The organism is Crenobacter oryzisoli, from assembly GCF_030385785.1.
In the GTDB taxonomy this organism is placed as follows: domain Bacteria; phylum Pseudomonadota; class Gammaproteobacteria; order Burkholderiales; family Chromobacteriaceae; genus Crenobacter_A; species Crenobacter_A oryzisoli.
In genome coordinates this window covers 16,592-41,323 of the sequence record NZ_JAUEDK010000036.1, presented here as the reverse complement: position 1 = coordinate 41,323, position 24,732 = coordinate 16,592, and the positions used below count along the sequence as shown (strand labels likewise).

The following is a 24,732-nucleotide window of genomic DNA, read 5'->3' as shown; positions in this document are numbered from 1 at the left end:
TAGCAGTTCAACGACAACGAGGAATGCGGCGCTGTGAGGCTGAAGTTTGCGTGGTCGGCGAGGAAGGCGAGAGCGTTGCCTGGCCTTGCGCCCGGCAGCGGCGGCATCGTAGCGATGGGGGCTGCAGGCATTACGGCGCACTTCCCGGCAGATGGAGCTGGGCGCCCGCCGCAATAAGCGGGCGATGTGGCGCAGACTGTGTCCCTGCGCGGTCATTTGCATGATGCAGGCACGTTCTTCTGGGCAAAGCTGATGGTAGTGGGAGGGCATGGCAACACCTTATCAGGGTGTTGCACTTGGTGTTGGAGACCGCCATTTAATAGCTACCAGGAGGCTGCTCCGACAGCAGAAGACTTCAGACTGATAGATGAGCTGCCCCTTGCCGAGTGGATCACCCTCATTGCCTGCTATCAGAACAAAGGCCATTTCCGAATCAGCTTGGATCGGAAAACCGCTCCTCGATAATTGGCACCAAAGCAGTGCCTTATGCACCGCCATGATGCGATGCACAATCTGAACTATCCCATTTTTTCGGTCTTCCCCCTCTTGGCATGCATCGTGCTTCCTTACACGACAAACCAATACTATCGGACATATCGAGAGGGTCTCATGAATCTGTCGAGCCACCGCATGGCGCTTAGCGCCCGCGAGAAAAGCTGGCTGCCCTGGTTTGGTCGCACCGGCAAGGTCGCCATGCGCCATGCCTGCTTTCTCAACCGGGATCGCTACCCAGCCATCGAAAGCACCTTCGAAAGCTTCGCGCGCACTCGTATGCGTATCCTGCAGCAATGGGCAGAGCAGTTGTGGCAAACCCTGGATAGCGCAGCCACGCGTCTGGCCGGGTTAATGCCCGACGCGCAGGCTGCTGCGCTGTCCGACCTGTGGAATGGGCTGCCGGATGTCACCGAGTTGTTCGTACTGTCGCGCGACAATATCGTCCAGACTTCGAGCACGCCGAACCGCGCAGGACAATCAGGCCCCCATCAGGGCGCGCTCGAACAGGGGCTGCAGCAACCTTTCTTGTACGGCCCTTACCGCGACCCTGTAACCCTGACGCTCGGACCGCGTTCCTCCCGCTTTCACGATGCAGTGACTCTACTGTTCCTGCTGCCGCTGCGCTCCGGCAAAGACACCATTGGCTGCCTGTGCGCGCGAGTACCCAACGACGTGCTGGGCGACCTGATCCAGCGCGAAGCCGGGCATATCTATCATGAGTCGGGCGACAACTACCTGTTCATGGTGCGCTCGCAGTTCGACACAAACATCGCCCCCGGTACCGCGTTATCGCGCTCGCGCTTCGAAGACCGTACGTTCAGCGGTGGCGATAACCTGAAGGACGGCGTACGCACCGCCTATGGCACCGTACGCGTCAAGGAGCATACCGAATTCGAACTGATCTTCAACGACCCTGCCACCGGCCAGTTGCACCCAGGCGTGCGTGAGACCATCCGCAACGGCGAGAACCTGTTCGTCACCTATCCCGGCTACTCCGACTATCGCCATATCCCCGTGATCGGCAAGGGCGTCACCTTCCGCCTGCCGGGTTCGCCCGACATTTGGGGCATGATGTGTGAAGCGGATCTGGAAGAGGTCTACCGCTACCGTTCGGTCAGTTTCCAGTTGATGAGCGGTTTTGTGACAGTACAAGCCCTGCTCATCGGCGCGGGCTGGGGAGTACAGACCCTGTTCTCACCGCCGTCCTGGCTGATGGCGGTGTTTCACTTGGCGATACTGCTGTTCGGAGCGCTACTGTTCCGCCAAGGCTTCACCCGGCCGCTAGCGCTGCGCATGCGTACCATGACCGGCATGGTACGCAACATCGCCGAAGGGGATGGCAACCTGACCCTGCGCATCGACCGCGAGCAGATTCGTTCGGACGAAACCGGTGTGATGGCGCAATGGGTAAACAGCCTGATCGACCACCTCGACGCCACGCTAGGCCAGGTGATCCTTGTCAGTCGCGTGCTGGAGCGGCATAACCGCGCCATGGCCGAGCACAACGAAGCCACTGTAGTGGCCAGCAGTCAGGTGTTCAGCACGGTGGAGCGCACGCGCGAAGGGCTTGAGCAGCAACTGACCGCGCTTGACAATGCCAGCCAGAACGCCAGCGGCATGGAGAAGGCCATGGCCGAGCAGAAAGAAGCCGCGCACCGCCAACTGACCGCCGTCAGCGAGCGCACGCTGACCATCCGCGAAACAGTCGGTCAATCGGCGCAAACCATCGAACAACTGGGAACCAGCACCCGTGAGATCGGCCAAGTGGTCAACCTGATCCAGGAGATCGCCAGCCAGACCAATCTGCTGGCGCTCAATGCGGCTATCGAGGCGGCACGAGCCGGCGAGTCAGGGCGCGGCTTCGCCGTGGTGGCCGACGAGGTGCGCAAACTGGCCGAGCGCACCAGCCAGTCAACCCAGGAAATCGATGCCATGATCCAGCGAGTACAGGGTCAGGCCAACGAAGCGGTGAGCACTATGCGGGCCGGCATACACTCTCTGGAAGAGGGATTAAAGCTGGCGGAGGCGTCAGCCGGAGAAAACGTCGAAGTTCAGCGCATCGTCTACACGCTGCTGTCCACTATCGAGCACTTGACCAAGTCCGGCCGCACCTATACCGACGATACGCATGTCATCGGCACGGTTGCCCATTCGATGCAGGACGCCCAGCATGAGCTATCGGTCAGTGTGGATCAGACTCGCCACACCATTGGGCTGCTGGCCATTCTGGCCGGCAAGTTTCGCGTCAGCGCGGAGGCGGCTGCTTGAGCTTTGTTGTTGTGAGTTTGTCGTTACTGAAAGCTTCCATAGGTCGGGGAGCGCGCCCATGCTTGGCTAGCGGAATTTAGAGTCGCTAACAAAACTCAGCGAAGCGGCCTTGGCTAGGCGTGCTGCCGCAGATAGTACAAGTAGTACGGCAAGGCCACATAACAACGCCAAGGGGGGGTAGCGGCTCTTAGCAAGTTGCGTATCTGCTTCGAACGACGCCGAATACCCATCGCATTGTGCTGAAGCTAGCCAGTGCCTTGATCTATTGATGCTTTGTCGAGGAATACTGTCAGCGGCTCTCAATGGCCTCCATTCATTAATTCGCCGCCCTCGCTGTGGTGAAACCCCAAGCGTATATGCATAAAAAAGCCGGGAGCATGTCCCTAATGCCGTTCACTTAAGCCGTTCAGTCCGGATTTTAGCTTCGAAGAACGCTTGGAAGTAACAAAAAAGCACCGTTTTTCCACCTTGGTGGGCGGTGCTTTTTCCTTTAGTGAACGGCATTAGGAGCATGTCCCGGCTTTTCTTTGCCCTTATGATTCAACCGGCCGTGCCGCCGACGGTCAGACCGCCGTCAATACGCAGCGTCGGCTGGCCGACCCCGACCGGCACGCTCTGCCCTTCCTTGCCACACACGCCGACACCGGCGTCGAGCGCCAGGTCGTTACCGATCATCGACACGTAGTTGAGCACGTCCGGGCCGTTACCTACCAGCGTCGCACCCTTCACCGGGTAGGTGAGCTTGCCGTCCTCGATGCGCCATGCTTCCGACGCCGAGAACACGAACTTGCCGTTGGTGATGTCCACCTGGCCGCCGGCGAAGTTCACCGCGTACAGGCCGTCCTTCACCGAGGCGATGATCTCCTGCGGGTCGTGCTGGCCGGCCAGCATGTAGGTGTTGGTCATGCGCGGCATCGGGATATGCGCATAGGACTCGCGGCGGCCATTGCCAGTCGGCGCCACACCCATCAGTCGGGCGTTCATCGAGTCCTGCATATAGCCCTTCAGAATGCCGTCCTCGATCAGCACGGTGCGCTGGGTCACATTGCCCTCGTCATCAACCGACAAGGAACCGCGGCGGTCGGCGATGGTTCCGTCGTCCACCACGGTGACGCCCGGAGCGGCGACTCGCTGGCCGATTTTGCCGGAGAACGCCGACGTGCCCTTGCGGTTGAAATCGCCTTCCAGGCCGTGTCCGATCGCCTCGTGCAGCAGCACACCCGGCCAACCCGGGCCGAGCACCACGGTCATCTGGCCGGCTGGGGCCGGGCGCGACTCCAGATTGGTCAGCGCCTGCTGCACCGCCTGACGCACATACCCGTCGACGCGCTCCTCGCTGAAGTAGCTGAAATCGACCCGCCCGCCGCCGCCGCTCGAACCCTGCTCGCGCCGACCGTTCTGCTCGGCGATCACGTACACCGACAGCCGGGTCAGCGGCCGCACGTCGGCCGAACGCACGCCGTCATGGCGCGCCACATAGACCACGTCGTACTCGGCGGCCAGGCTCGCCATCACCTGGATCACTCGCGGGTCCATCGCACGGGCGAGCTTCTCCACTCGCTCGAGCAGCGCCACCTTGGCAGCAGCGTCCAGGCTGTGGATCGGATCGATCGGGCTGTACAGGCCACGTCCGGTGACGGTTCGGCCAACCCCAGTCTTGCCGCTGCCTCCTTGCGCGCCGATCGCGCGCACCGCGTCGGCGGCGCGGGTCAGCGCGTCGGCGTTAATCTCGTCAGAGTAAGCAAAGGCCGTCTTCTCGCCGGTGACGGCGCGCACGCCGACGCCCTGGTCAATGTTGAAACTGCCCGACTTGACGATGCCCTCCTCTAGGCTCCACCCCTCGTTGCGGGTGTGCTGGAAGTACAGGTCGGCGTCGTCGACGCCATGCTGGGCGATGCGCGCCAGCGTCGCCTCGACCGCGCGATCGTCGAGGCCAAACGGCGTCAACAGGTGCGACTGGGCGATGGCGAGCGTGTCGTTTTGCATAGTATTTCCTTTAGCGCCCGGGCACCGCGGCACCCGGACGGCGGTAGGGTCGCGTTACAGCACCCGATGCGCCAGCGACGGCAGGCGGGTGCGAACAGAATTAAGCAGCGCGGGATCGATCTCGGCGAGGATCACACCTTCGCCCTTCGGCAGTTCGGCCAGGATGCGCCCCCACGGGTCAATGATCATCGAGTGGCCGTGTGTCTTGCGGCCGTTCTCATGCTCGCCGCCCTGGGCCGAGGCGATCACATAGGCCTGACTTTCGATCGCACGGGCGCGCAACAGCGGCTCCCAGTGTGCCTCGCCGGTGGTGGCGGTAAACGCCGCCGGCAACACGAACAGATCGAACGGTGACAGCTCGCGGAACAGCTCAGGAAAGCGCAGGTCGTAGCAAATGCCGAAGCCGATGTCGGCTAGCGGCATGCTGATCTTCTGTGGTGTCTGCCCCGGACGAATGGTGTTGGACTCGCAGTAGGTCTCGCCCAGACCAGAGAAACCGAATAGGTGGATCTTGTCGTAGCGCCCCACCTGTTCACCCTCGGGCGAGAACACCAGCGTGCTGTTGAACACCCGTTCCGGCTCTGGGCACTCCAGCGGTACCGTACCGCCGACGAGCCATACATCGTTGTCGCTTGCCATGCGCGCCAGTGCTTCCTGCATCGGCCCCTCGCCCGGCGTTTCGCGCACCGCAACCTTGTCTGTCTCATGGCGCCCCATCAGCACGAAGTACTCCGGCAGCACTACCAATTGGGCGCCAGCCTCGGCAGCCTCACGCACCAGGCGCGCGGCGCTCTCCAGGTTGCGGGTCACATCGGTGCCGGACACCATCTGCACGGCGGCGGCGATAAAGCGTTGATTCATGGCGTGGCGCCTTTCGACGGGATGCTGCCGGTCCCGCCCAGTTTGGTCACTTTCGGGTCGGTCAGCGACCCATTGATGGCATAGTCTAGCGAGAAAATCTTGCTAACGGGGTCCTGCAGCACTTTCTGCGCGGCTAGCGCCGCCACCCCAATCACCGGGTTGAGCAAGGCCACCCCAGCGGCAATCGCCACACCCTCGGACAGGTGCGGCGTCACACGCACTTTCAGTTTCTGCTGTTCTGCCACCAGGTCAACCTCACCAGCGATCTTCACGTCGGCGCCTGGCCCCTTCATCGCCAGGTTGTCGGAGCGGAACACACCATGACTGACCTGCGCAGAGCCGACGATGCTATCGAACGCGAAACCACTGCTGAACACGTCGGTGAAATCGAGCTTGATCCGGCGCGGCAGCGACTGCAGGCTGATCACGCCCAACAGCCTAGCCACACCCGATTCCAGCTTGGCAAAACGGCCGTCGCGCGCATCGACATCCATCGTGCCACTAAGCCGCTCCATCGAGAAATCGGCCACCCGCCCTGGCCAGCTGAGCTTGGCATCGAGCGAACCGCGCCCGTTCACTACGGCCCCCGGCTCGCCGAAACGACCAAGCAGCTGGCCGAGGTTGTTAGACGTGATCGTCACCGAGCTGTCAACGTGGCTCGCCGCTCCACCACTACCGGCACCATGCGCAATCAGCGAGCCTTCAAGCTTGCCATCGGGGTTCACCACGCTCAGTTTGCTGACCCGCCAGTCACTACCATCCGAACGGGCCTGCATCGTCAACGAACCGAGCTCACCACCGCGAAAACGCAGCCGCTGCACCTCCACGTCGAGCGCTGGCAGCGTATCGAGCAAATCAATGCCCGATGCGGTCGCCGCCGGCTTGCTTGCGGACGTCGACAGTAGATTTTCCGACAGTGGCAGATCGAGTCGAGGCAAGCGAGCGCGCACCATGCCGTTCCCAGCTGGCAGATAATCGAACTGGCCGCTCAGCTCGCGCGACAGCAGATCGACGTGCCAGCCGTCGCCGCCCGGCAGCGATGCCACCCTTGCCTTCACCTCATTCAGCCGCCGCTCATCCAAGGACAGCGTGTCGGCGGCAACATCCACCGTCAGCGGTAACGACGCGATGTTTCCGGACGCAGGCTTATGAGACTTGCTCAAATCCAGCCACGGGCCCAGGTCGAGCGACGGCGTCGCCACCCGAATCGCCAGACCATGCGCCGGAACCACTCCTGGCGAAGTGCCGACTGCAACCGTACCGGCGGCCAGTTCCCCTTTGTCCGAGACCTTCACCATGCCGCTGGAACGACCGTCCAGTGCGTAGCCGACACTCCAGACCGTCGCCTCGCGATTGTCCGGCTTGACCGTGACGCTGAATGGCAACTGACTCTCGGCCGGCTTGTCAGCCGGGGCCGGTGCGGTGAGTCGGCTGCCTTGAAGGGTCGAGTTGACAGTTAGATTTTCCAACCCCTGCCGCACGGCGAAACGCACCTGGTAGACAGAGCGTCCGTCAACAAAGCGTGCCAGCGGCGGCACGTATTCATTGAACACCGCCCGGGTGTCGGCCACGCCATCGAGTGCGAAGTGCATCCGTGCATCGGCATCGGTGTTGGCCGTCATGCGGAAACGACCTCCCAGCGTATCGAACGTCAAGCCGCGGCTTTCCACACCGTGCTCGGTGAAGGTCAGCACACCAGCAAGCTTGTCGGCCTCAGGAATCGGGAAGCGACCGAAGCCGAGCCGGTTGCCGGCAAACTGTATGTCCCCCCGCACCTTGGCTGGCGCCGGACCATGCAGCGGAATCTCCAGCTTCAGCGCTAGCTCCGCATTGCCGCCGCCCTTGAGCTGGCTGGTAAAACCGCCTAACCAACCGTCGACCGGGCTCTGCGTGGTAAAGCCGAGCATCTGCTGCAACGGCCCCTTCACCTTGCCGGTTAGCGTCAGCACCGGCGTATCGGCGCCAAGGTCGGCGATGGTCGCGACCACGTCGCTGACCGGCACGCCGACGGTATTCCCCTGCGTGCCGTTGACCACCATCTGTTCGTTGTGAAAGTGCAGACTGCCGTTGATGTTCTTCACCTCAGGCCAGCCGGTTTCATAGTGCAGCGACACATTGTCGAGATCGGTGTCGACGATGAATTCGCCGCCCTTCCCGCCTTGAAACGGAAAGCGGTCGAGATCGCCCTTCAGCACAAATCGTGCGTTGCGCGCCTCGCCAGCCAGCAGTGCCCCACGCAGCCAGCTCAGCGTCTTTTCGCCTACTTGGTAGGGCAGGTAATCGACCACCTTGGCCGCCGCCACCCGATCGATGCTGCCGGAAAGATCGATCAGCCCAGCGCCCTTGCCGGTGTAGCGGTACTGGCCCTCGACCGAACCGGCCAGCACGGCGTCAGCAAACTGCAGCTGGCGGATGTTGAACGTCGTGCCCTTGGCTTCGCGAGTCCAATCGAGGTTGGCCGCAAGCCGTTCGAAATGCAGCGGCTTGGCGAACAAATGCGACAGCATCACCTCACTCTTGCCATTGTCAAGAGTCAGTTGTCCGCCCTTTTCGCTCAATGTCACCTTGCCACTGGCACCGACCACCCCTGGCACCCCACCGATCTCGGCCCAACCCAGCTCCTTGAACTCGGTCGCGAGACGATAGCGATGCGGTGCATCGAACGGGCCTTCCCAGCTGGCCGACAGTCCAGTCAGCGTGCCTTGCGGGTCGAGTCGGCCGATCAGCGGGTTACGGTCCGCCTGGAAGGCGCGCAACAGCGGCGTCAGCGCCGCCAGATGTGCGTTATCCAGCGTCAACTCGCCCAGCCCGTTGGCGCCGCCGCGGATACGCCCCTTCAGGTTGGCCTTCTGCATCGCCACGCCGGAGGTTGTCACCAGCGTCAGTCCTTCGCCATTTACCAGATAGGCGCCGTCCATCTGGCGCTTGAGCGTCAGCTTGCCGCTCACGTCCGGCACCACCATCTGGCTGGCACCCGCCGGGGTAAAGGTGGCGTTAAAGATGCGCACGTCGGCCGACAACTCGATGATGACACCGCCGGCAAAACCCAGCGTGACCTTGCCCTGGCCCTGGCCGCTGGCCAAGCTGCCAAGCTCGGCAAGATAACGGCTCCACGGCCCGGCCTGCGCCTTCTGCAACTCCAGCGACACTTGGCCCGTCCACTGCCGCCATTCGCGCACGTCGCTGCCGTGCCAGCTGGCGTTGAACTCCATGTTCTGGCCAAGACCGCGAACCGTCTCGCCGCTGATTGCCAGCTGATGCCCAAGCAGCCCCTGGCTCAACACCAGCTGGCCGCCGGACAGCTCCATCGGCGGCAAGGCCAGCCAGTTATCACGCCACACCAGCTTGGCGTTGTCGACGCGCACCTCTCCCTGTTGCAGCAGCCAGTTGACCAGATGGCCGTCGGATGGGGTGTCCGACAGCTGCATGCCGTTAATCGACAGGTGACGTTGCGGATCGCGAACAATCTCGAGGCGGGGAGTGTCGAGCTCCACCAGCGAAAATCGCGGCTCCCACGCGACCAAACTCCACCAGGACGGTTTCAGCGCGACACCGGCAAGCGTCAGCGGCGCACCGCCCCGTGGATCAAGCAGTTCCAGCTTCTTCAGATTCAGGATCGGCGCGACGCCGGCCCAGTGGCCTGACAGGGATCCGACCCGCACGGTGCGGCCGGTGGCCTGCGACAGCATCGATTCGAGATCGGGTCGGTAGGTATCGAGACGCGGCAGGAACCAAAAACTGAATACGGCAAAAGCCACCGTCAATATCACCACCAGGCTGCCAAGCAGCCAAGCGGTCAACCGGAGCAGAAGCTTGAGAACCCGCAGCACAGGCAGGTTGCCCAGCATGACGAGGAGCTTTTCCAATGAAGCCAAACCGTTACACAATGGGGGAAATTGATCAGGGACCATGCCTAGCAGGCACGAGCGAACCATTATGCCAGTAAACCCGCCCGACACCATCGACTGCGCACGCCGCTTCTCTTTCTACCTGGACCGCCTGCTCACCGCCCGCCCGGCGCTGGCCAAGCAACTCGCGGCCGAACTCGACCAGCCACTGCGCCGCGCCCAGATGGAGCGCTTTGCCGACTGGGCCAAGGCCGACAGCCCGGATGCGCTGATCCCGCTGCTGCGCCAACTGCGTCAGGCAGTGATGGCACGACTGATCAGCCGCGATCTCGGCGGCCTGGCCGACCTCGACGAGGTGGTCGGCACTATCAGCGAGCTGGCCGATTTCGCGATCGAACAGGCGCTGCGCGTCGGCCGCAGCCACCTCGCCCACTACGGCGAACCAATCGGCGACGAATCCGGCGAGGTGCAGGAGCTGATCGTCATCGCGATGGGCAAACTCGGCGGCTTCGAGCTGAACGTCTCGTCCGACATCGACCTGATCTTCATCTATCCCGAAAGCGGCGAGACCAACGGCAGCCGCAAGCTGTCGAACCACGAGTTCTTCAACAAGCTCGGCAAGGAAATCATCCGCATCATCAGCGAGCCAACCGGCGACGGCCTAGTGTTCCGTGTCGACATGCGCCTGCGTCCGTACGGCGACTCCGGCCCCTTGGTGATGGGCTTCGCCGCACTGGAAAACTACCTGATCACACAGGGCCGAGAATGGGAACGCTACGCCTGGATCAAGGCGCGCGCCGTCACCGGCGACGCCGATGGCCTCGCGCAACTGGCGCGCCCCTTTGTCTACCGCAAGTATCTTGATTATGGCGCGTACGGCGCGATGCGCGAGCTGCACAGCCAAATCCGCCGCGAAGTGGCGCGGCGCGACATGGCCGACAACATCAAGCTCGGCCCGGGCGGCATCCGCGAGGTCGAGTTCATCGCCCAGGTATTCCAGCTGATCCGCGGCGGCCGCGAGAAACGGCTGCAACTCAAGAGCACCCGAGAAACGCTGGCATTGATCGCCGAGCTGCGCCTTCTGGAACCGGAGGCGGTCCAGGAGCTGACCGAGGCGTACGCCTTCCTGCGCAACCTCGAACACCGCCTGCAATACCTCGACGACCAGCAGACGCAGACGCTACCGGGCGATTCGGCCAGCCAGGCAAAAATCGCCGAGAGCATGGGCTTTGCCGACTGGGCGGCCTTCCTTGACGGCCTCAACCGCCACCGCCGCCACGTCACCCGCCACTTTGAGCAGGTATTCCTGCTGCCGACCGAAGGCGCCGCCGACCACCCGCTAACTCCCTTGTGGCGCGACATCCTCGACGTCGAGCCCACCGAGGCGTTGGCCGAACTGGGCTTCAGCGACCCGCAAGGCGTTGTGCGCCAGCTACGCGGCCTCGCCAAGGGCTCCCGCTACCAGCAGCTGCCTGTCGGCAACCGCAAGAAATTCGACACGCTGATCGGTCCGCTGATCGAGGTCGCCGCCAACACTCCGAACCCGGATGCCACACTGTCGCGCATCCTATCGCTGCTCGAAGCGATTAGCCGCCGTTCGGCCTATCTTGCACTGCTCTCCGAATACCCGCAGACCCTGCACCGGCTGGCTTCGATCTACTCGGCCAGCAGCTGGGTGTCGGGCTACCTGACCCACCACCCCATCTTGCTCGACGAGCTTCTCGACGCCCGGGTGCTGTACGCCACCCCGGACTGGCCGCAGCTGACAGCAGAACTGGAGCAGCAGCTGGCCAACTGCGATCGCGACATCGAGGCGAAAATGGACGTGCTGCGGCACTTCCAGCATGCCCAGACCTTCCGCCTGGTTTCGCAGGACCTGGCCGGGATGTGGACGGTAGAGGCGCTGTCCGACGAACTGTCCCAGCTCGCCGACATCGTACTCGATGCCGCCTTGCGCCACGCCTGGCTCGACGTACCGGGCCGCCACCGCGACGTGCCCAAGTTCGCGATCGCCGGCTACGGCCGGCTTGGCGGCAAGGAGCTCGGCTACGCATCCGATCTCGACATCATCTTCCTCTACGACGACGACCACCCGGACGCGCCGGAGCTGTACGCGCGCCTGGCTCGACGGCTGTCGACCTGGCTGACCAGCGCCACTGCCGCCGGCGGCTTGTATGAGATCGACCTGCGGCTGCGCCCGAACGGTTCCAGCGGCCTCTTGGTCAGCACCGTCGCCGCGTTCGAAAACTACCAGCGCAAGGAGGCGTGGATCTGGGAACACCAGGCACTGACCCGCGCCCGCTTCGTCGCCGGTGATGCGACGATAGGCGAAGCGTTCGAGCGCATTCGTCACGAGGTGCTGACCCAACAGCGCGACCAAGCCTTATTGCGCGACGAGGTCACCGGCATGCGCGAGAAGATGTTCGAGACTCATCCGCCCCTCGACGAGGACGTGAAATACGCACGTGGCGGCGTGGTCGACGTGGAATTCATCGTTCAATACCTGATCCTGGAACACTCACACCGCCTACCTGAACTGACCGCCAACAGCGGCAATATCGCGCTGCTGGCGGTCGCCGCCGAAGCCGGCCTGATCGACCCGAAACTCGCCGACGGCGCACGCGAGGCCTACCGTCACTACCGCCGTCTGCAGCACATGGTACGGCTGCGCGACGCGCCGCTGACCGAACCGAGCGACGGTCTGATCGCCCATTACGAGCTGGTCCGCACCCTGTGGCAGCAGGTGTTCGGCCAAGAAGTGCGTTACGCGTGACCACAGTGCCCGCCTGCAATACGGGAAAGTGATAAGTCGCGTGACGGTTCACAAGCAGAAAGGCAGCGGTATAATCGGCTGCTGACTTGGCAAATCTACAAAAAACGGAGAGATGAAGATGTCGATGGCTGACCGTGACGGTTTTATCTGGTACGACGGCAAGCTGGTGGACTGGCGTAGCGCCACCACCCACGTGCTGACCCATACCCTGCACTACGGCATGGGCGTCTTCGAAGGCGTGCGCGCCTACGAAACCCCGAAAGGCCCGGCTATCTTCCGCCTGCAGGATCACACCGACCGGCTGTTCCGCTCGGCTCACATCCTCGGCATCAACCTGCCGTTCAGCAAGGAAGAGATCAACGCCGCCCACCTGTCCGTGGTCAAGGAAAACGGCCTGAAGTCATGCTACTTCCGCCCGATGGCTTTCTACGGCTCGGGCAAGCTGGGCGTTGCGCCGCCGGCCAACGACGTGCACGTGATCGTGGCCGCCTGGCCGTGGGGCGCCTACCTCGGCGAAGAAGGCATGGAAAAAGGCATCCGCGTGAAGACCAGCTCCTTCACCCGCCACCATGTCAACATCACCATGTGTAAGGCCAAGGCTAACGGCAACTACATGAACTCCATCCTCGCCAACACCGAAGCGACTCGCGACGGTTACGACGAGGCTCTGCTGCTCGACGTGGATGGCTTTGTGGCCGAAGGCTCGGGCGAGAACGTCTTCATCGTCCGCAAGGGCAAGCTCTACACCCCGGACCTGACCAGCGCGCTGGAAGGCATCACCCGCGACACCGTGGTGCAGATCGCCAAGGAAATGGGCCTCGAGCTGATCGAGAAGCGCATCACCCGCGACGAGGTGTACAGCGCCGACGAGGCCTTCTTCACCGGCACCGCCGCCGAAGTGACCCCAATCCGCGAGCTGGACAACCGCCAGATCGGTGAGGGCCGTCGCGGCCCGATCACCACCGAGATCCAGCGCCGCTACTTCGCCATCGTCAAGGGCGAGAGCGCCGAACACGAGCACTGGCTCACCTGCGTTAAGTAATCTCTCACGGGCCCCCGTCGTTCGGGGGCCCAGGTTTCAGGAACTACCCGTATGGCCGAACTCAAAGAAAACAAACAGCGCGTGATCGAGGTCACCGAAAAAGACCTGCCGCTGCACTGCCCGACCCCGGACCAGGTGAAGTGGAACTCGCACCCACGCGTGTTCCTCCCGGTGCACAAGACCGGTGAAGCGCTCTGCCCGTACTGCGGCACGCTGTACAAGCTGGTCGGCCCGGTGAGCGGCCATCACCACTGAGCGAGTGTCGTCACCCGTAACTGCAAGGTGTGGCCTCCGCCGCACCTTTTTTGCTTGTATATGATCAAGAAAATCCTGGTGATCGGCCCATCCTGGGTCGGCGACAGCGTGATGGCGCAGCCGCTCTATCGACGCCTCCATGAACGCCACCCCGGTCTGGAACTGCACGTGTTCGCCCCGGCCTGGACGCTGCCGCTGCTGGCGCGGATGCCGGAGGTGGCTCGCGCTCATCTCAACCCGTTCGGCCACGGCCAACTGCGCCTGCTCGAGCGCTGGCGGGTTGCGCGCCAGCTCGCCCGCGAGAAGTTCGATCAGGTCATCGTGCTGCCCAACTCGCTCAAGTCGGCACTGGTGCCCTTCTTCGCCGGCGTGCCGCTGCGCACCGGTTTCATCGGCGAATCGCGCTACGCACTGTTGAACGACACCCGCGAGCTCGACGAGAAGGCGCTGCCGATGATGGTCGAGCGCTTCTGCGCGCTGGCTGAGCCGCGTCAGCACGCGGTGAGCCGGCCGATCCCCCATCCCCAGTTGCAGGTGCAGGCGACAAGCCAGGAGACCGCCCTCGCCCGCCTGTCACTGTCCACCGATAGGCCTATCGTCGCGTTCTGCCCGGGCGCCGAATACGGCCCGGCTAAGCGCTGGCCGGCGCGCCACTTCGCCGAGCTGGCCCGCCGCTTCGATGCCGCCGGTTACGCAGTGTGGCTGTTCGGCTCTGGCAAGGACCGCGAGATCAGCGACGAAATCGCCAGTCTCTCCGGCGGCCTGGCCGTGAATCTTGCTGGCAGCACCGGTCTTGACGAGGCGATCGACCTGATGGGCCTCATCGACATCGCAGTATGCAACGACTCCGGCCTGATGCATGTCGCCGCCGCACTCGGCAAACCGCTCGTGGCACTTTACGGCTCGTCGAGCCCCGACTTCACCCCGCCGCTGTCCGACCGGGCCGCCGTGGTCAGTTTGAACCTGGACTGCAGCCCCTGCTTCGAGCGCACCTGCCCGCTAGGCCACACCGACTGTCTCGAAAAGCTGATGCCCGAGCAGGTCTGGAACGCAGCACAGAAACTCTTGTCCTCCGAGCCCGGTAAAACCATCATCCCTATTCATTCATGAGTCGACACACCCCCCATCTTGCCGACGACAGCAGCCGCCGCATGGAGCTGGTGCGTGCCGCCGCTCGCCTGTTCCGCGACCAGGGCTACGAACGCACTACCGTGCGCGATCTGGGCAACGCGGTAGGTTTGCAGTCAGGCAGCCTGTTCTACCATTTCCGCACCAAGGAAGAGATGCTGGTTGCCGTGATGGCGCTGGGCATCAGCAGCACCACCGAGCAGCTCGAGGCGGCACTGAAGGCCGCCAAGGGGGCTCGCGCGCGCCTCTCCGCGCTGTTTCACGTTCACCTCAATTCGCTGCTGGGCGAGAACCAGGCGGCTCTCGAGGTGATGCTGTACGAATGGCACAGCCTGTCCGATGCCACGCGTCCCGGCCTTATCATTCTGCGCGACCGCTACGAGGCGCTGTGGCAGCAAGTGCTGGATGAAGCCGCCGCCGAAGGCCTGGTCAAGCCTGATACCCACCTGCTGCGCCGCTCCCTGCTGGGCAGCCTGCACTGGACGGTGCAGTGGTACAAGCGCGACGGGGAGCTGTCGGTCAGCGAGCTGGCCGACCGGTTGTTGGCACTGGCACTGACCGCCTGATCTTTGCCCCGGCCAGATTTCGCCGATAGCCAGCAACAATCCCGGCATAAACAGGATGAATTGGACAAGCCAGACGGCTTTTCCGATACTCGCATCCGCACAAACCGCGGCGCCCGCGGCTTGATGAACCGGTTGGCAGCCTCCATGTCTGACATGAAACTGACTGCCTTCCCGGCTTTCAAGCGACTCAGCTGCTTGCGCCCACCAACAAACAGGAATCCTTATGAGCACACCCCGTCACAGCCGTCTTCTGATCCTGGGTTCTGGCCCGGCTGGTTACACCGCCGCCGTGTACGCCGCGCGTGCCAACCTCAACCCGGTACTGATCACCGGCCTCGCCCAGGGTGGCCAGCTGATGACCACCACCGATGTCGACAACTGGCCAGCCGATGCCGAAGGCGTTCAAGGTCCGGAGCTGATGCAGCGTTTCCTGCAGCACTCCGAGCGTTTCGGCACCGAGATGATCTTCGACCACATCCACACCGCCAAGGTCACCGAGAAGCCGATCCGTCTGATCGGCGACGCCGGTGAATACACCTGCGACTCGCTGATCATCGCCACCGGCGCCTCGGCCCAGTACCTGGGCCTGCCGTCCGAGGAAGCGTTCTCCGGCAAGGGCGTGTCCGCCTGCGCCACCTGCGACGGCTTCTTCTACCGCAATCAGGACGTGGCAGTGGTCGGTGGCGGTAACACTGCCGTTGAGGAGGCACTGTACCTGGCCAACATCGCCAAGCATGTCACGCTGATCCACCGTCGCGACACCTTCCGCGCCGAGAAGATCCTAGTCGACAAGCTGATGAGCCGTGTGGCCGAAGGCAAGATCACGCTGAAGCTCAACGCCACCCTCGACGAAGTACTGGGCGACGCCTCGGGCGTGACCGGCGCACGCGTCAAGTTCAAGGATGGCAACACCGAGAATCTGGCGCTGACCGGCGTATTCATCGCCATCGGCCACAAGCCGAACACCGATCTGTTCAAGGGCCAGCTGGAAATCGACAGCAGCGGCTACCTGATCACCCAAGGCGGTCGTGATGGCAACGCCACCCAGACCAGCATCAAGGGCGTGTTCGCCGCCGGCGACGTGCAGGACCACATCTACCGCCAGGCAGTGACCAGCGCCGCCTCCGGCTGTCAGGCCGCCCTCGACGCCGAGCGCTTCCTCGACGGCCTGTAAGCTTGAAAAAGTCCCTCAAGGACCAGCTCAAGCCCATCAAAGCACAGGCAAGGCCCAGCGCCTTGCCTGTGTTGCGTCCTGCCGCCCCGCCGCCGGACCCTGAACCGGATTTTCGCCAGCTGTTTGCCGACGTCACGCCACTCAAGCACGTGCCACGTCATGCCCACACTCCGCCCAAGCCGCGTCCGAAGCCGCGCAAGCAGCCGCAGGAAATACCTCTTAGTGCCACCCTCCACGCGGAGCTGATGCGCCACGCCGTCGGCTGGTTCGAGCCTGCCGAGGCTGATCACAGCTTCGCCAAGCCTGGACAGACCAGCTCTACGCTGCGTCGCCTACGCGCGGGCCACTGGCCCGTGGCAACCGAGCTCGACCTGCACGGTTTCGACCGCTTCGCCGCGCAGGAGCGGCTGGCACTGTTCCTTCATCGAGCTCGTCGCTTCGGTGTGTGCGTGCGCATCATCCACGGCAAGGGCTTCGGTTCGGTCGACGGCGAACCGGTGCTCAAGCGCATGGTGCGTGGCTGGCTCAAGCACCACCCCGATGTGCTGGCCTACTGCGAGGCCGATGACCGCTGCGGCGGACACGGCGCATTACTGGTGCTGCTGCGCACGCTACGCCCGCACGAGCGGCACGAGGACTAGTTAGCTGCTGCGGCCGGGCAAGGCAACTCGCCTACATCCCCCTATACCGAACGCTGGCATCGACTTGACGCAGCTCATTCGCGCCCCCATTTATCCTCTCCGAACAAGCCGATTGCAAAATGCATCGTCACCGCTCGACATGCGATGCATCGACATAACGGAGGCGATGCCACCGCCTCCGAAATCCGCTAAGCTGGAGGCGTAGCACCAACAAAACTGGCCGTACGGGGCGCCTCACCCGTCGTAGCCGACAAAAACAAACGGAGTCACCCAAATGGAAGGCCAACGCTGCCCCGACTTCACCCTGCCCGCCACCTCGGGCAAGAGCTTCACGCTATCCACGGCCAAGAAGCCGCTGGTCGTCTACTTCTACCCCAAAGACAACACCCCCGGCTGCACCAACGAAGGCATGGCCTTTCGCGACCTGTACGGCGATTTTCAAGCCGCCGGCGCCGAGGTAGTCGGGGTATCGCGCGACGGGCTAAAATCGCATGAAAACTTCAAGGCCAAGCTCGAACTGCCGTTCGAGCTTTTGTCCGATAGCGACGAAACCGTGTGCAATTTGTTCGATGTCATGAAGCTGAAAAATATGTACGGCAAACAGGTAAGGGGCGTCGAGCGCAGCACATTCGTGATCGACGCCGACGGCACTCTGGTCCGCGCCTGGCGCGGCGTCAAGGTGCCGGGTCATGCAGAGGAGGTGCTGGCGTACATCAAGACGCTATAACACCGCTTCCATACCGCCCGGCCTGCGGCCGGGCACTCTCGAAAGGGGATGCACTATGGTCAGCCACAAAAGTAGCAAGACCAGCAAGCTGTTTGTCCTGGACACCAACGTTCTGCTGCACGACCCCAGCTGCCTGTTCCGCTTCGAGGAACACGACATCTTCATCCCCATCATCACCCTGGAAGAACTCGACACCCACAAGAAAGGGATGACCGAGGTCGCGCGCAACGCCCGCCAGGCGAGCCGCTTCCTCGACGAGATCGTCAGCCACAGTGAGGCCAGGATCGAGTCCGGCATCCCGCTGAAGACCGCCAATGCCGCCGCCGAAGGCAAGCTGATCCTGCAGACTCAGGCGATCCACAGCGTACTGCCCGGTTCGATGCCGGTCGGCAAGGCCGACAATCAGATCCTCGGCATCGTCATGGCGCTGAAGGAAATCCACCCAGACCGGTCGGTCATCCTTGTCTCCAAAGACATCAACATGCGCATCAAGGCGCGGGCGCTGGCGCTGGATGCCGAAGACTACTTCAACGACAAGGTGCTGGAAGATACCGACCTGCTCTACACCGGTGCGCGCGAGATCAACGGCGAGTTCTGGGAGCGCAACGGCCAAGACCTGCGCTCCTGGCAGGAGCACGGCCGCAGCGTCTATCAGCTGGAAGGGCCGGATGTACAGTCTCTATATCTGAACCAGCTGCTCTGGCAGGACGACGGACAGAGCTCGCTGAGCGCCCGGGTGGTCGGCCTCAACGGCAAGACAGCCCAGCTGCAGACGCTGAAGGACTACACGCACCAGAAGAACAACGTCTGGGGCATCGTGGCGCGCAACCGCGAACAAAACTTCGCGCTCAACCTGCTGATGGATCCGGAGATCGACTTTATCACCCTGCTCGGCCAGGCCGGCACCGGCAAGACGCTGCTGACGCTGGCGGCGGGCCTGGCGATGACGCTGGAGCAGAAGCAGTACAGCGAGATCATCATGACCCGCGTCACCGTGCCGGTCGGCGAGGACATCGGTTTTCTGCCCGGTACCGAGGAGGAAAAGATGGCACCGTGGATGGGCGCGCTCGAGGACAACCTCGACGTGCTCAACAAGAGCGACGACGACGGCGGCGACTGGGGCCGCGCCGCCACCCGCGAACTGGTGCGCTCGCGCATCAAGATCAAGTCGCTCAACTTCATGCGCGGCCGCACCTTCCTTAACAAATACCTGATTATCGACGAGGCGCAGAACCTGACGCCAAAGCAGATGAAGACGCTAATCACCCGGGCCGGCCCTGGCACCAAGGTGGTCTGCCTTGGCAACATCGCCCAGATCGATACCCCCTACCTGACTGAGGGCAGTTCGGGCATCACCTACGTGGTCGACCGTTTCAAGGGCTGGAAACATTCCGGTCATATCACGCTGCAGCGCGGTGAACGCTCGCGGCTTGCTGACCACGCGGCCGAGGTACTGTGATGGGTTTCCGCCTCGAACTGATCCACGAGGCGGCGAAAGGGGCGCGGCGCAAGCTGGCGCCCCTTTTGTTTGTACACGGGGCGTTCTGTACTGCCCTCTGCTGGCAGGCCCGCTTCATGCCCTGGTTGGCCGAGCACGGCGTAGAGAGCTGGGCACTCAGCCTTACCGGCCACGGCGGCAGCGACGGCCACGAGCGGCACAATATGCTCGGCATAGACGACTATGTCGACGACGTCGCAAGCGTACTGGGGCACCTTCCCGCCCCTCCTGTTGTGATCGCCCATTCGATGGGCGGCTTCGTTGTTCAGCGACTGCTGCACCGCATCAGCCTACCCGGCTTGGCACTACTGGCACCGGTGCCGGCCCACGGCCTTGCCGGCTCGACCGTACAGCTGCTGACACAGGCCCCAGACCTACTATTCAAACTCAACCTTTACCAACACGGTCTGTACCGGCTGGATATTGACGAACTGCGCCGACTGCTGTTCTCATCTGGCACCAATGACGAAGTCATCATGCTACTCGCCGAGCAGGCGCAACCGGAGAGTCTGCTCGCAATCATGGACATGTCGCTATCCGGCCTGCTTCCACCCACCCCGCTCAACCCGCCGCCGACGTTGATACTGGGCGCCGGCAATGACGCGCTGATCCCACACCACGACATCGTGTTCACCGCTCGTCGATTCGGCCGGCAAGCGGAGTTCCTGCCCGGCCTTGGTCACATGATGATGCTCGACATGCATTGGGAGGCCGTAGTACAGCGCCTTTTCAACTGGCTGCTCGACGAGTTCGACCGAAAGTAAGCCATCCTCCTGAGGCCAATCGTCGCGACAAGCTGAAAAGCGATGCGCAGCATGCCCGCAGCAAATGCGTCCTCACCTGCCCGCGGTGTCAATCACTCACCGCGACCAGCCTTGCGGAATTGCCACGGAGGCGTCGGCTCTGTATCCATCCATAGCCCCCGTTGTTCCTGTCTCGCCTCCTCCTGCGCTGCCGCGTAACGCTCGAAGTCATGACTGGACTGGCTCTTCTTGGCGTACTGGCGATAGTGCCACGCGTAGCCATCAAGCAGCTGGGCCAGATTCACATCGCCTTCGTTCCGCCAGACCTGGCCAACGCTGCGTCCGTATCGGTCCCGATCGATCACATCAACCCTCACCTCACGACCGTGCAAGCGCGCAGACAGCGCTGCCTTGGCTTGCTGGCCGAAAGGCTGCGTTCTCTCGGGAGCGTCAACAAATGCAAGCCTCACCTTATGCTCGACCTGTACCGCGTCGAGCACGGTGATCGTGTCGCCGTCAGCCACCGCCACCACCCGGCCATTAATCTGGTCCGCCTGTCCGGCCGGCGCCAAATAGGCCAACAGTGCGAGCAGCAACACTAGCCCTGCGGTAAGCTTGCGCGGCAGAGGCGCTGTCGAGAATAAAATCAACACGGCGTTGAGCTCACGACGGGAAAAGCGCATGGAGCCTCCGACAAGCAAGGGGTAAACGAGAGTGGATGGACATGAAAAAAGGCAGCCAGCTGAAAAACAGCGGGCTGCCTCGTCGGATCAATGCCGCTCAACCTTCGGCCGACTCAGCCGGCCGGCGCTTCGGCTGCCACAGCACATCGGGCACACCCAACTCTCGGTTGAGCCAGCGGGCCAGTACGAACAAGCCATCAGAGAGCCGGTTGAGGTACTGTCGCGATGCGTCGGATACGACCTCGGAACGGGCCAGCGATACCACGCTACGCTCGGCTCGACGACATACCGACCGAGCCTGGTGGGCCAGCGCTGCTGGTCGTGAACCACCCGGCAGGATGAATTCCTTGAGCATCGGTAAATCGGCGTTGAGCTTGCCGATCTGAGCCTCCAGCGCCAACACGTGCACTTCAGCCAAGGCACTGTAGCCGGGCACGGCCAACTCCGAGCCCAGGTCGAACAGGTCGTGTTGCACTTCGGCCAACCAGTCAGCGATCTCTTGCGGCAACGGCTCGGTCAACAACAAGCCAAGCACCGAGTTGAGCTCGTCGACCTCGCCAAGCGCACCGATACGAGCCGAGTCCTTCTCAACACGACTGCCGTCACCGAGCCCCGTCGTACCGTCATCGCCTGTACGTGTAACGATACGTGACAACCGGTGCCCCATCAGCCTTCTTCCTTGTGGCTGGCACGGCTGATGTCGGCCACGGCCTGGCGAAGACTCTCGCGCAGCGTCTCACCGAACATCATGTCGTAATCGGTTTTGAACTGACGCATTATGCCTTCGAGCAACTGCTCGCTTTGCATCTTGATGGCGTCCTGCAGCCACAGCGACAGCTCGGCTTTCATCCGCGGCATGATCATCTGGTAGAGCGACTCGATCAATACCGACTCGCCAACGACCGCCACCGATTTACCGGCGGTATCGGCCGGGCTCGCAGCCACCAGCGGCGCAGCCACAGCAGCCTCTTGCACCGGTTCGGCTGCCGGCACAGGCAACTCAGCCTGAACAGGTGCTTCCACTCTCACCGCCGGCAGGGCTGGCGTTTCGGCTACAGAGTCCATCACCACATCGGAAGGAACCCCACCCAACACCGCCGCCCTGTCGCCAAAGGTCGGCTCGACCACCTGAGTCGGCTCGGCTTGCTCCAGCGTGACCGACTCGAACGGCAGCGCGCTCAGATCGGAACCCGGTTGTTCGATCACCGCTGCTGTGTGCTCCAGCACGGGCTCCTCGAACGCGACGGGCTCGGATACGGCCACAGCCGGAGCGACTGACTCGGCCTCAGTGATCGCAGGCAATACCTCGGCTACCGTTTGCTCGGCAACCATCATCGGCTCGGCAGCAACCGTCGGTATCTCGGTCTGCTCTAGCACGGCCGTAACAGGTTCGGCCGACTTCAGCTCCACACCACCCGGACCGATGCCGGTGGCAGCACGCAACGCCGCCAAGCGCTTCTCGATCGATGCCAGCATGTCGGAGTTGTCGAGCGCGGCAAGCCCGCCGCCCAGCACATTGCGCGGCAGCGCCTCGATCGGAATCGTCTGCGTAATCGGCTGCGGAGCGGATTGCGACCCGACCCACGAGGGCGTTTCGGCGGCGGGCGCGGCCGGCTGCTCAGCCGGCGCCGCTTCAGCAAACGTCGGGACAGCTGGGAGGATCGGTGCCGCGCCCGCCGGCTCGATTACCGGTGGCGCCCATGCTGCTGACACAGCCTCAGCGGGCATCGCAAACGTCGAAGGCTCGTCGCCGAGTACCGGCAGATCGTCGAACGGTAGCGGAGTCACTTCCCGCGCTGGATCGTCTTCGCTGTAGAGCTGGAAGTCGAGTGGGATATCAAGTTCAAGCAGAGGCAGCTCGTCCATCACTATTGGCGCAGTCGGCGCGCCAACAGGATGGGACGAAACCTTCGAAGCAGCGCGGGCGACAGGCTCGGGCGCAAGATCGGTCAGTACTGGAACATCAGTGTCGTCCCAGTTTCCCGCAACAGAATGTGGCGCAGTCATGATGACAAATGGCTCATGTCATGGTGTTCGATGAAAAATCCCAGCTCACGATACCGGCGAAAGCGTTCGCGCGCCACTGCAAGTGAAGGCTCGTCCCGCCCAACGATTTCGAGGATGCGACTAAAACGGTCGGGCGGCTCCGGACAGCTTGGCCCAAGATTCAGCAACACTTCGGGCAGCTCTCCGTCAGGCAGGCGGCTACTCAACCAGATCGGTGTTTCAGGCGCTTCGCCGGCTCCAGCACGGCAATGCGGCACGAACACAGTGTCGCCCAGACACCAGAGCCTTGTACTAAACGCATCGACGGCGGCCTCGTTGGCTAGCCAGACAAACAGTCGTTCGCGCTTCTTGTAGACAGTCTGCGCCAACCGGCAGGCAAACGCCTGGGGGTCAGCAACGTTGGTGTAAAAATCAATCCGCGTCATCGTCGGCCAGTTCGCTCACCTCACGGCGCGGGCGCCCACGGCGTACCACGTTACCCAATGCGATATCCGCCCGGTCCTGCAGGAACTGAACCAGCATCGGCACCGGGCGGCCGGTGGCCCCCTTATCCTTGCCGCTCTTCCAAGCCGTGCCGGCGATGTCCAAATGCGCCCAGTCGTAGGCCTTGGTAAAACGCGACAAGAAGCAGGCAGCGGTAATGCTACCACCCGGCCGGCCGCCAATGTTCTGCATGTCGGCGAACGGGCTCTTCAACTGTTCCTGATACTCATCCCACAGCGGCATATGCCAGGCGCGGTCGCCCACCTCTTCGCCGGCAGCGGACAACTCACGTGCCAAGCTGTCCTGATTCGCATAGAGACCCGTCGCAATATGCCCCAACGCAATAATGCAGGCGCCGGTCAGCGTTGCTACGTCGATTACCGTGGTCGGATTGAAGCGCTCGGCATAGGTCAGCGCGTCACAGAGCACCAGTCGGCCCTCGGCGTCGGTATTGAGAATCTCGATGGTCTGGCCGGACAGCGTGGTAACAATGTCTCCCGGCTTGTTGGCACGACCATTCGGCATATTTTCACAGGCCGGCACCAGCGCGATCAGGTTGAGCGGCAGCTTCATCTCGACGGCAGCTCGGAACGAACCGAGCACGGTGGCAGCACCGCACATATCGTACTTCATCTCGTCCATGCCCTCGCCCGGCTTCAGCGAGATGCCGCCCGAGTCGAAGGTGATGCCCTTGCCGACCAGCACGATCGGCTTCTCGTTCTTGTCCTTGGCACCGAAGTACTTCAGTTCGATGAAACGCGGCGGCTCGTCCGAGCCCTTCGCCACAGACAGGAAGGACTCCATCTTCAGCTCGGCGATCGCCGCTTCATCGAAGATGTTGACCTCGGCCCCGAGTGACTCGGCCATGCTCTTGGCCTGATCGGCGAGATAACGCGGCGTGCAGACATTGCCCGGCAGATTGCCCAGATCCTTGGCGAATGACATGCCATGGCCGATTGCCAGACCGCGTACCAGACCTTTCTCGCCATCGGCCAAGTCGCTGCGACGCGGCACTGCCAGCGTCAGCTTGCGTGGCTCCTTGGCCGGCTCCTTGCCTTGCGTCTTGAACTGGTCAAAACGGTACAGGGTGTCGAGCGTTACCACAGTAGCCTGCTCGATCATCCATTCGACGTCGTGCTTCTTGATGTTCAGCTCGGTCAGGTAGCTGACCGCTTCGTTGGCAGAAGTCAGCGTAAGTGCCTTGATCGATGCGCGAATCGCCTCGCGATACTCTTTGGCACGGAACTCCCGCTCCTTGCCGAGGCCTACTAGCAGCACACGGTCGCACAGGCTGTGCGGCAGCGAATGCAAGAGAAGCGTGGTACCGAGTTTGCCTTCCATGTCGCCACGACGCAGCACGTCGCTGATGAAGCCATTGGCGGTGCGATCGAGCAGATCGGCAGCAAACGAGAGTTTGCGCGATTCGTAAACACCCACAATAACGCAGGCAACGCGCTGCTTTTCCGGGCTACCGCTTTTTATGTTAAATTCCATCGTGAACTCCCGTGGGTGGCGAGTGCCAGCTGCCTTCTGTCCAGACAGTTACATCGAGGC

At 62.7% G+C, this 24,732-nt stretch carries 20 protein-coding genes; 11 read left to right on the top strand and 9 right to left on the bottom strand.

The window, feature by feature from the left end; genetic code table 11:
• The coding region (locus tag QU481_RS23910) for a helix-turn-helix domain-containing protein (protein WP_353962180.1) at nt 1–270 on the bottom strand (270 nt) is incomplete at its 3' end.
• A gap of 339 nt (nt 271–609) precedes the next feature.
• Here QU481_RS23910 and QU481_RS17055 point away from each other — a divergent pair.
• Nucleotides 610–2,763 (top strand): methyl-accepting chemotaxis protein, encoded by a 2,154-nt coding sequence (locus tag QU481_RS17055; protein ID WP_289831232.1) that lies wholly within the window; start codon nt 610–612, stop codon nt 2,761–2,763.
• Between the two features lie 540 nt (nt 2,764–3,303).
• On the opposite strand, the gene tldD is transcribed toward QU481_RS17055, so the two are convergent.
• The 3 genes from tldD to QU481_RS17040 are packed head-to-tail and all read right to left on the bottom strand — an operon-like array spanning nt 3,304 to nt 9,476.
• On the bottom strand, nt 3,304–4,749 hold the full coding sequence (gene tldD, locus QU481_RS17050) for a metalloprotease TldD (RefSeq protein ID WP_289831231.1): 1,446 nt from the start codon (nt 4,747–4,749) through the stop codon (nt 3,304–3,306).
• Between the two features lie 54 nt (nt 4,750–4,803).
• Entirely contained in the window at nt 4,804–5,610 is an 807-nt protein-coding gene (locus QU481_RS17045) for a carbon-nitrogen hydrolase family protein (RefSeq protein ID WP_289831230.1), read from the bottom strand.
• A complete protein-coding gene (locus tag QU481_RS17040) occupies nt 5,607–9,476 on the bottom strand; it encodes a YhdP family protein (RefSeq protein ID WP_289831229.1) in 3,870 nt (1,289 codons plus the stop codon). The genes QU481_RS17045 and QU481_RS17040 overlap by 4 nt, the downstream gene beginning before the upstream one ends.
• A 70-nt stretch (nt 9,477–9,546) precedes the next feature.
• Between QU481_RS17040 and glnE the strand changes: the two genes are divergently transcribed.
• The 10 genes from glnE to QU481_RS16990 all read left to right on the top strand — a co-directional run bounded on the left by glnE (nt 9,547) and on the right by QU481_RS16990 (nt 20,026).
• Nucleotides 9,547–12,231 (top strand): bifunctional [glutamate--ammonia ligase]-adenylyl-L-tyrosine phosphorylase/[glutamate--ammonia-ligase] adenylyltransferase, encoded by a 2,685-nt coding sequence (gene glnE / locus QU481_RS17035; RefSeq protein ID WP_289831228.1) that lies wholly within the window; start codon nt 9,547–9,549, stop codon nt 12,229–12,231.
• Between the two features lie 118 nt (nt 12,232–12,349).
• Nucleotides 12,350–13,273 carry a branched-chain amino acid transaminase gene (locus QU481_RS17030; protein WP_289831227.1) on the top strand — a complete coding sequence of 308 codons (924 nt, stop codon included), beginning with the start codon at nt 12,350–12,352 and terminating at the stop codon, nt 13,271–13,273.
• A gap of 51 nt (nt 13,274–13,324) precedes the next feature.
• Nucleotides 13,325–13,528: a zinc-finger domain-containing protein gene (locus QU481_RS17025; protein WP_289831226.1), complete on the top strand. Its 204-nt coding sequence runs from the start codon at nt 13,325–13,327 to the stop codon at nt 13,526–13,528.
• Nucleotides 13,529–13,588: 60 nt separating this feature from the next.
• A complete protein-coding gene (gene waaF, locus QU481_RS17020; RefSeq protein WP_289831225.1) occupies nt 13,589–14,638 on the top strand; it encodes a lipopolysaccharide heptosyltransferase II in 1,050 nt (349 codons plus the stop codon).
• Nucleotides 14,635–15,222 (top strand): TetR/AcrR family transcriptional regulator, encoded by a 588-nt coding sequence (locus QU481_RS17015; protein ID WP_289831224.1) that lies wholly within the window; start codon nt 14,635–14,637, stop codon nt 15,220–15,222. The genes waaF and QU481_RS17015 overlap by 4 nt, the downstream gene beginning before the upstream one ends.
• A gap of 223 nt (nt 15,223–15,445) precedes the next feature.
• Nucleotides 15,446–16,396: a thioredoxin-disulfide reductase gene (trxB, locus tag QU481_RS17010; RefSeq protein WP_289831223.1), complete on the top strand. Its 951-nt coding sequence runs from the start codon at nt 15,446–15,448 to the stop codon at nt 16,394–16,396.
• A 2-nt stretch (nt 16,397–16,398) separates the two neighbouring features.
• Nucleotides 16,399–17,037 (top strand): Smr/MutS family protein, encoded by a 639-nt coding sequence (locus QU481_RS17005; RefSeq protein WP_289831222.1) that lies wholly within the window; start codon nt 16,399–16,401, stop codon nt 17,035–17,037.
• Between the two features lie 274 nt (nt 17,038–17,311).
• Nucleotides 17,312–17,764: a peroxiredoxin gene (locus tag QU481_RS17000; protein WP_289831221.1), complete on the top strand. Its 453-nt coding sequence runs from the start codon at nt 17,312–17,314 to the stop codon at nt 17,762–17,764.
• A 55-nt stretch (nt 17,765–17,819) separates the two neighbouring features.
• Nucleotides 17,820–19,223, top strand: coding sequence for a PhoH family protein (locus QU481_RS16995; RefSeq protein WP_289831220.1), 1,404 nt, complete (start codon nt 17,820–17,822; stop codon nt 19,221–19,223).
• A complete protein-coding gene (locus QU481_RS16990) occupies nt 19,223–20,026 on the top strand; it encodes an alpha/beta hydrolase (RefSeq protein WP_289831219.1) in 804 nt (267 codons plus the stop codon). The genes QU481_RS16995 and QU481_RS16990 overlap by 1 nt, the downstream gene beginning before the upstream one ends.
• 92 nt (nt 20,027–20,118) lie before the next feature.
• Here QU481_RS16990 and QU481_RS16985 read toward each other — a convergent pair whose 3' ends face one another.
• The 5 genes from QU481_RS16985 to QU481_RS16965 form a co-directional block, all read right to left on the bottom strand.
• Entirely contained in the window at nt 20,119–20,688 is a 570-nt protein-coding gene (locus QU481_RS16985; protein ID WP_289831218.1) for a thermonuclease family protein, read from the bottom strand.
• 97 nt (nt 20,689–20,785) lie between these two features.
• On the bottom strand, nt 20,786–21,355 hold the full coding sequence (locus QU481_RS16980; protein WP_289831217.1) for a cob(I)yrinic acid a,c-diamide adenosyltransferase: 570 nt from the start codon (nt 21,353–21,355) through the stop codon (nt 20,786–20,788).
• Nucleotides 21,355–22,554, bottom strand: coding sequence for a hypothetical protein (locus QU481_RS16975; protein WP_289831216.1), 1,200 nt, complete (start codon nt 22,552–22,554; stop codon nt 21,355–21,357). Before QU481_RS16975 ends, QU481_RS16980 begins: the two co-directional genes overlap by 1 nt.
• Before the next feature lie 137 nt (nt 22,555–22,691).
• Nucleotides 22,692–23,120, bottom strand: a complete 429-nt coding sequence (locus QU481_RS16970) for a DNA polymerase III subunit chi (protein WP_289831215.1) — start codon at nt 23,118–23,120, stop codon at nt 22,692–22,694.
• Nucleotides 23,107–24,672, bottom strand: coding sequence for a leucyl aminopeptidase (locus QU481_RS16965; RefSeq protein WP_289831214.1), 1,566 nt, complete (start codon nt 24,670–24,672; stop codon nt 23,107–23,109). Before QU481_RS16965 ends, QU481_RS16970 begins: the two co-directional genes overlap by 14 nt.
• Nucleotides 24,673–24,732 lie beyond the last annotated feature (60 nt).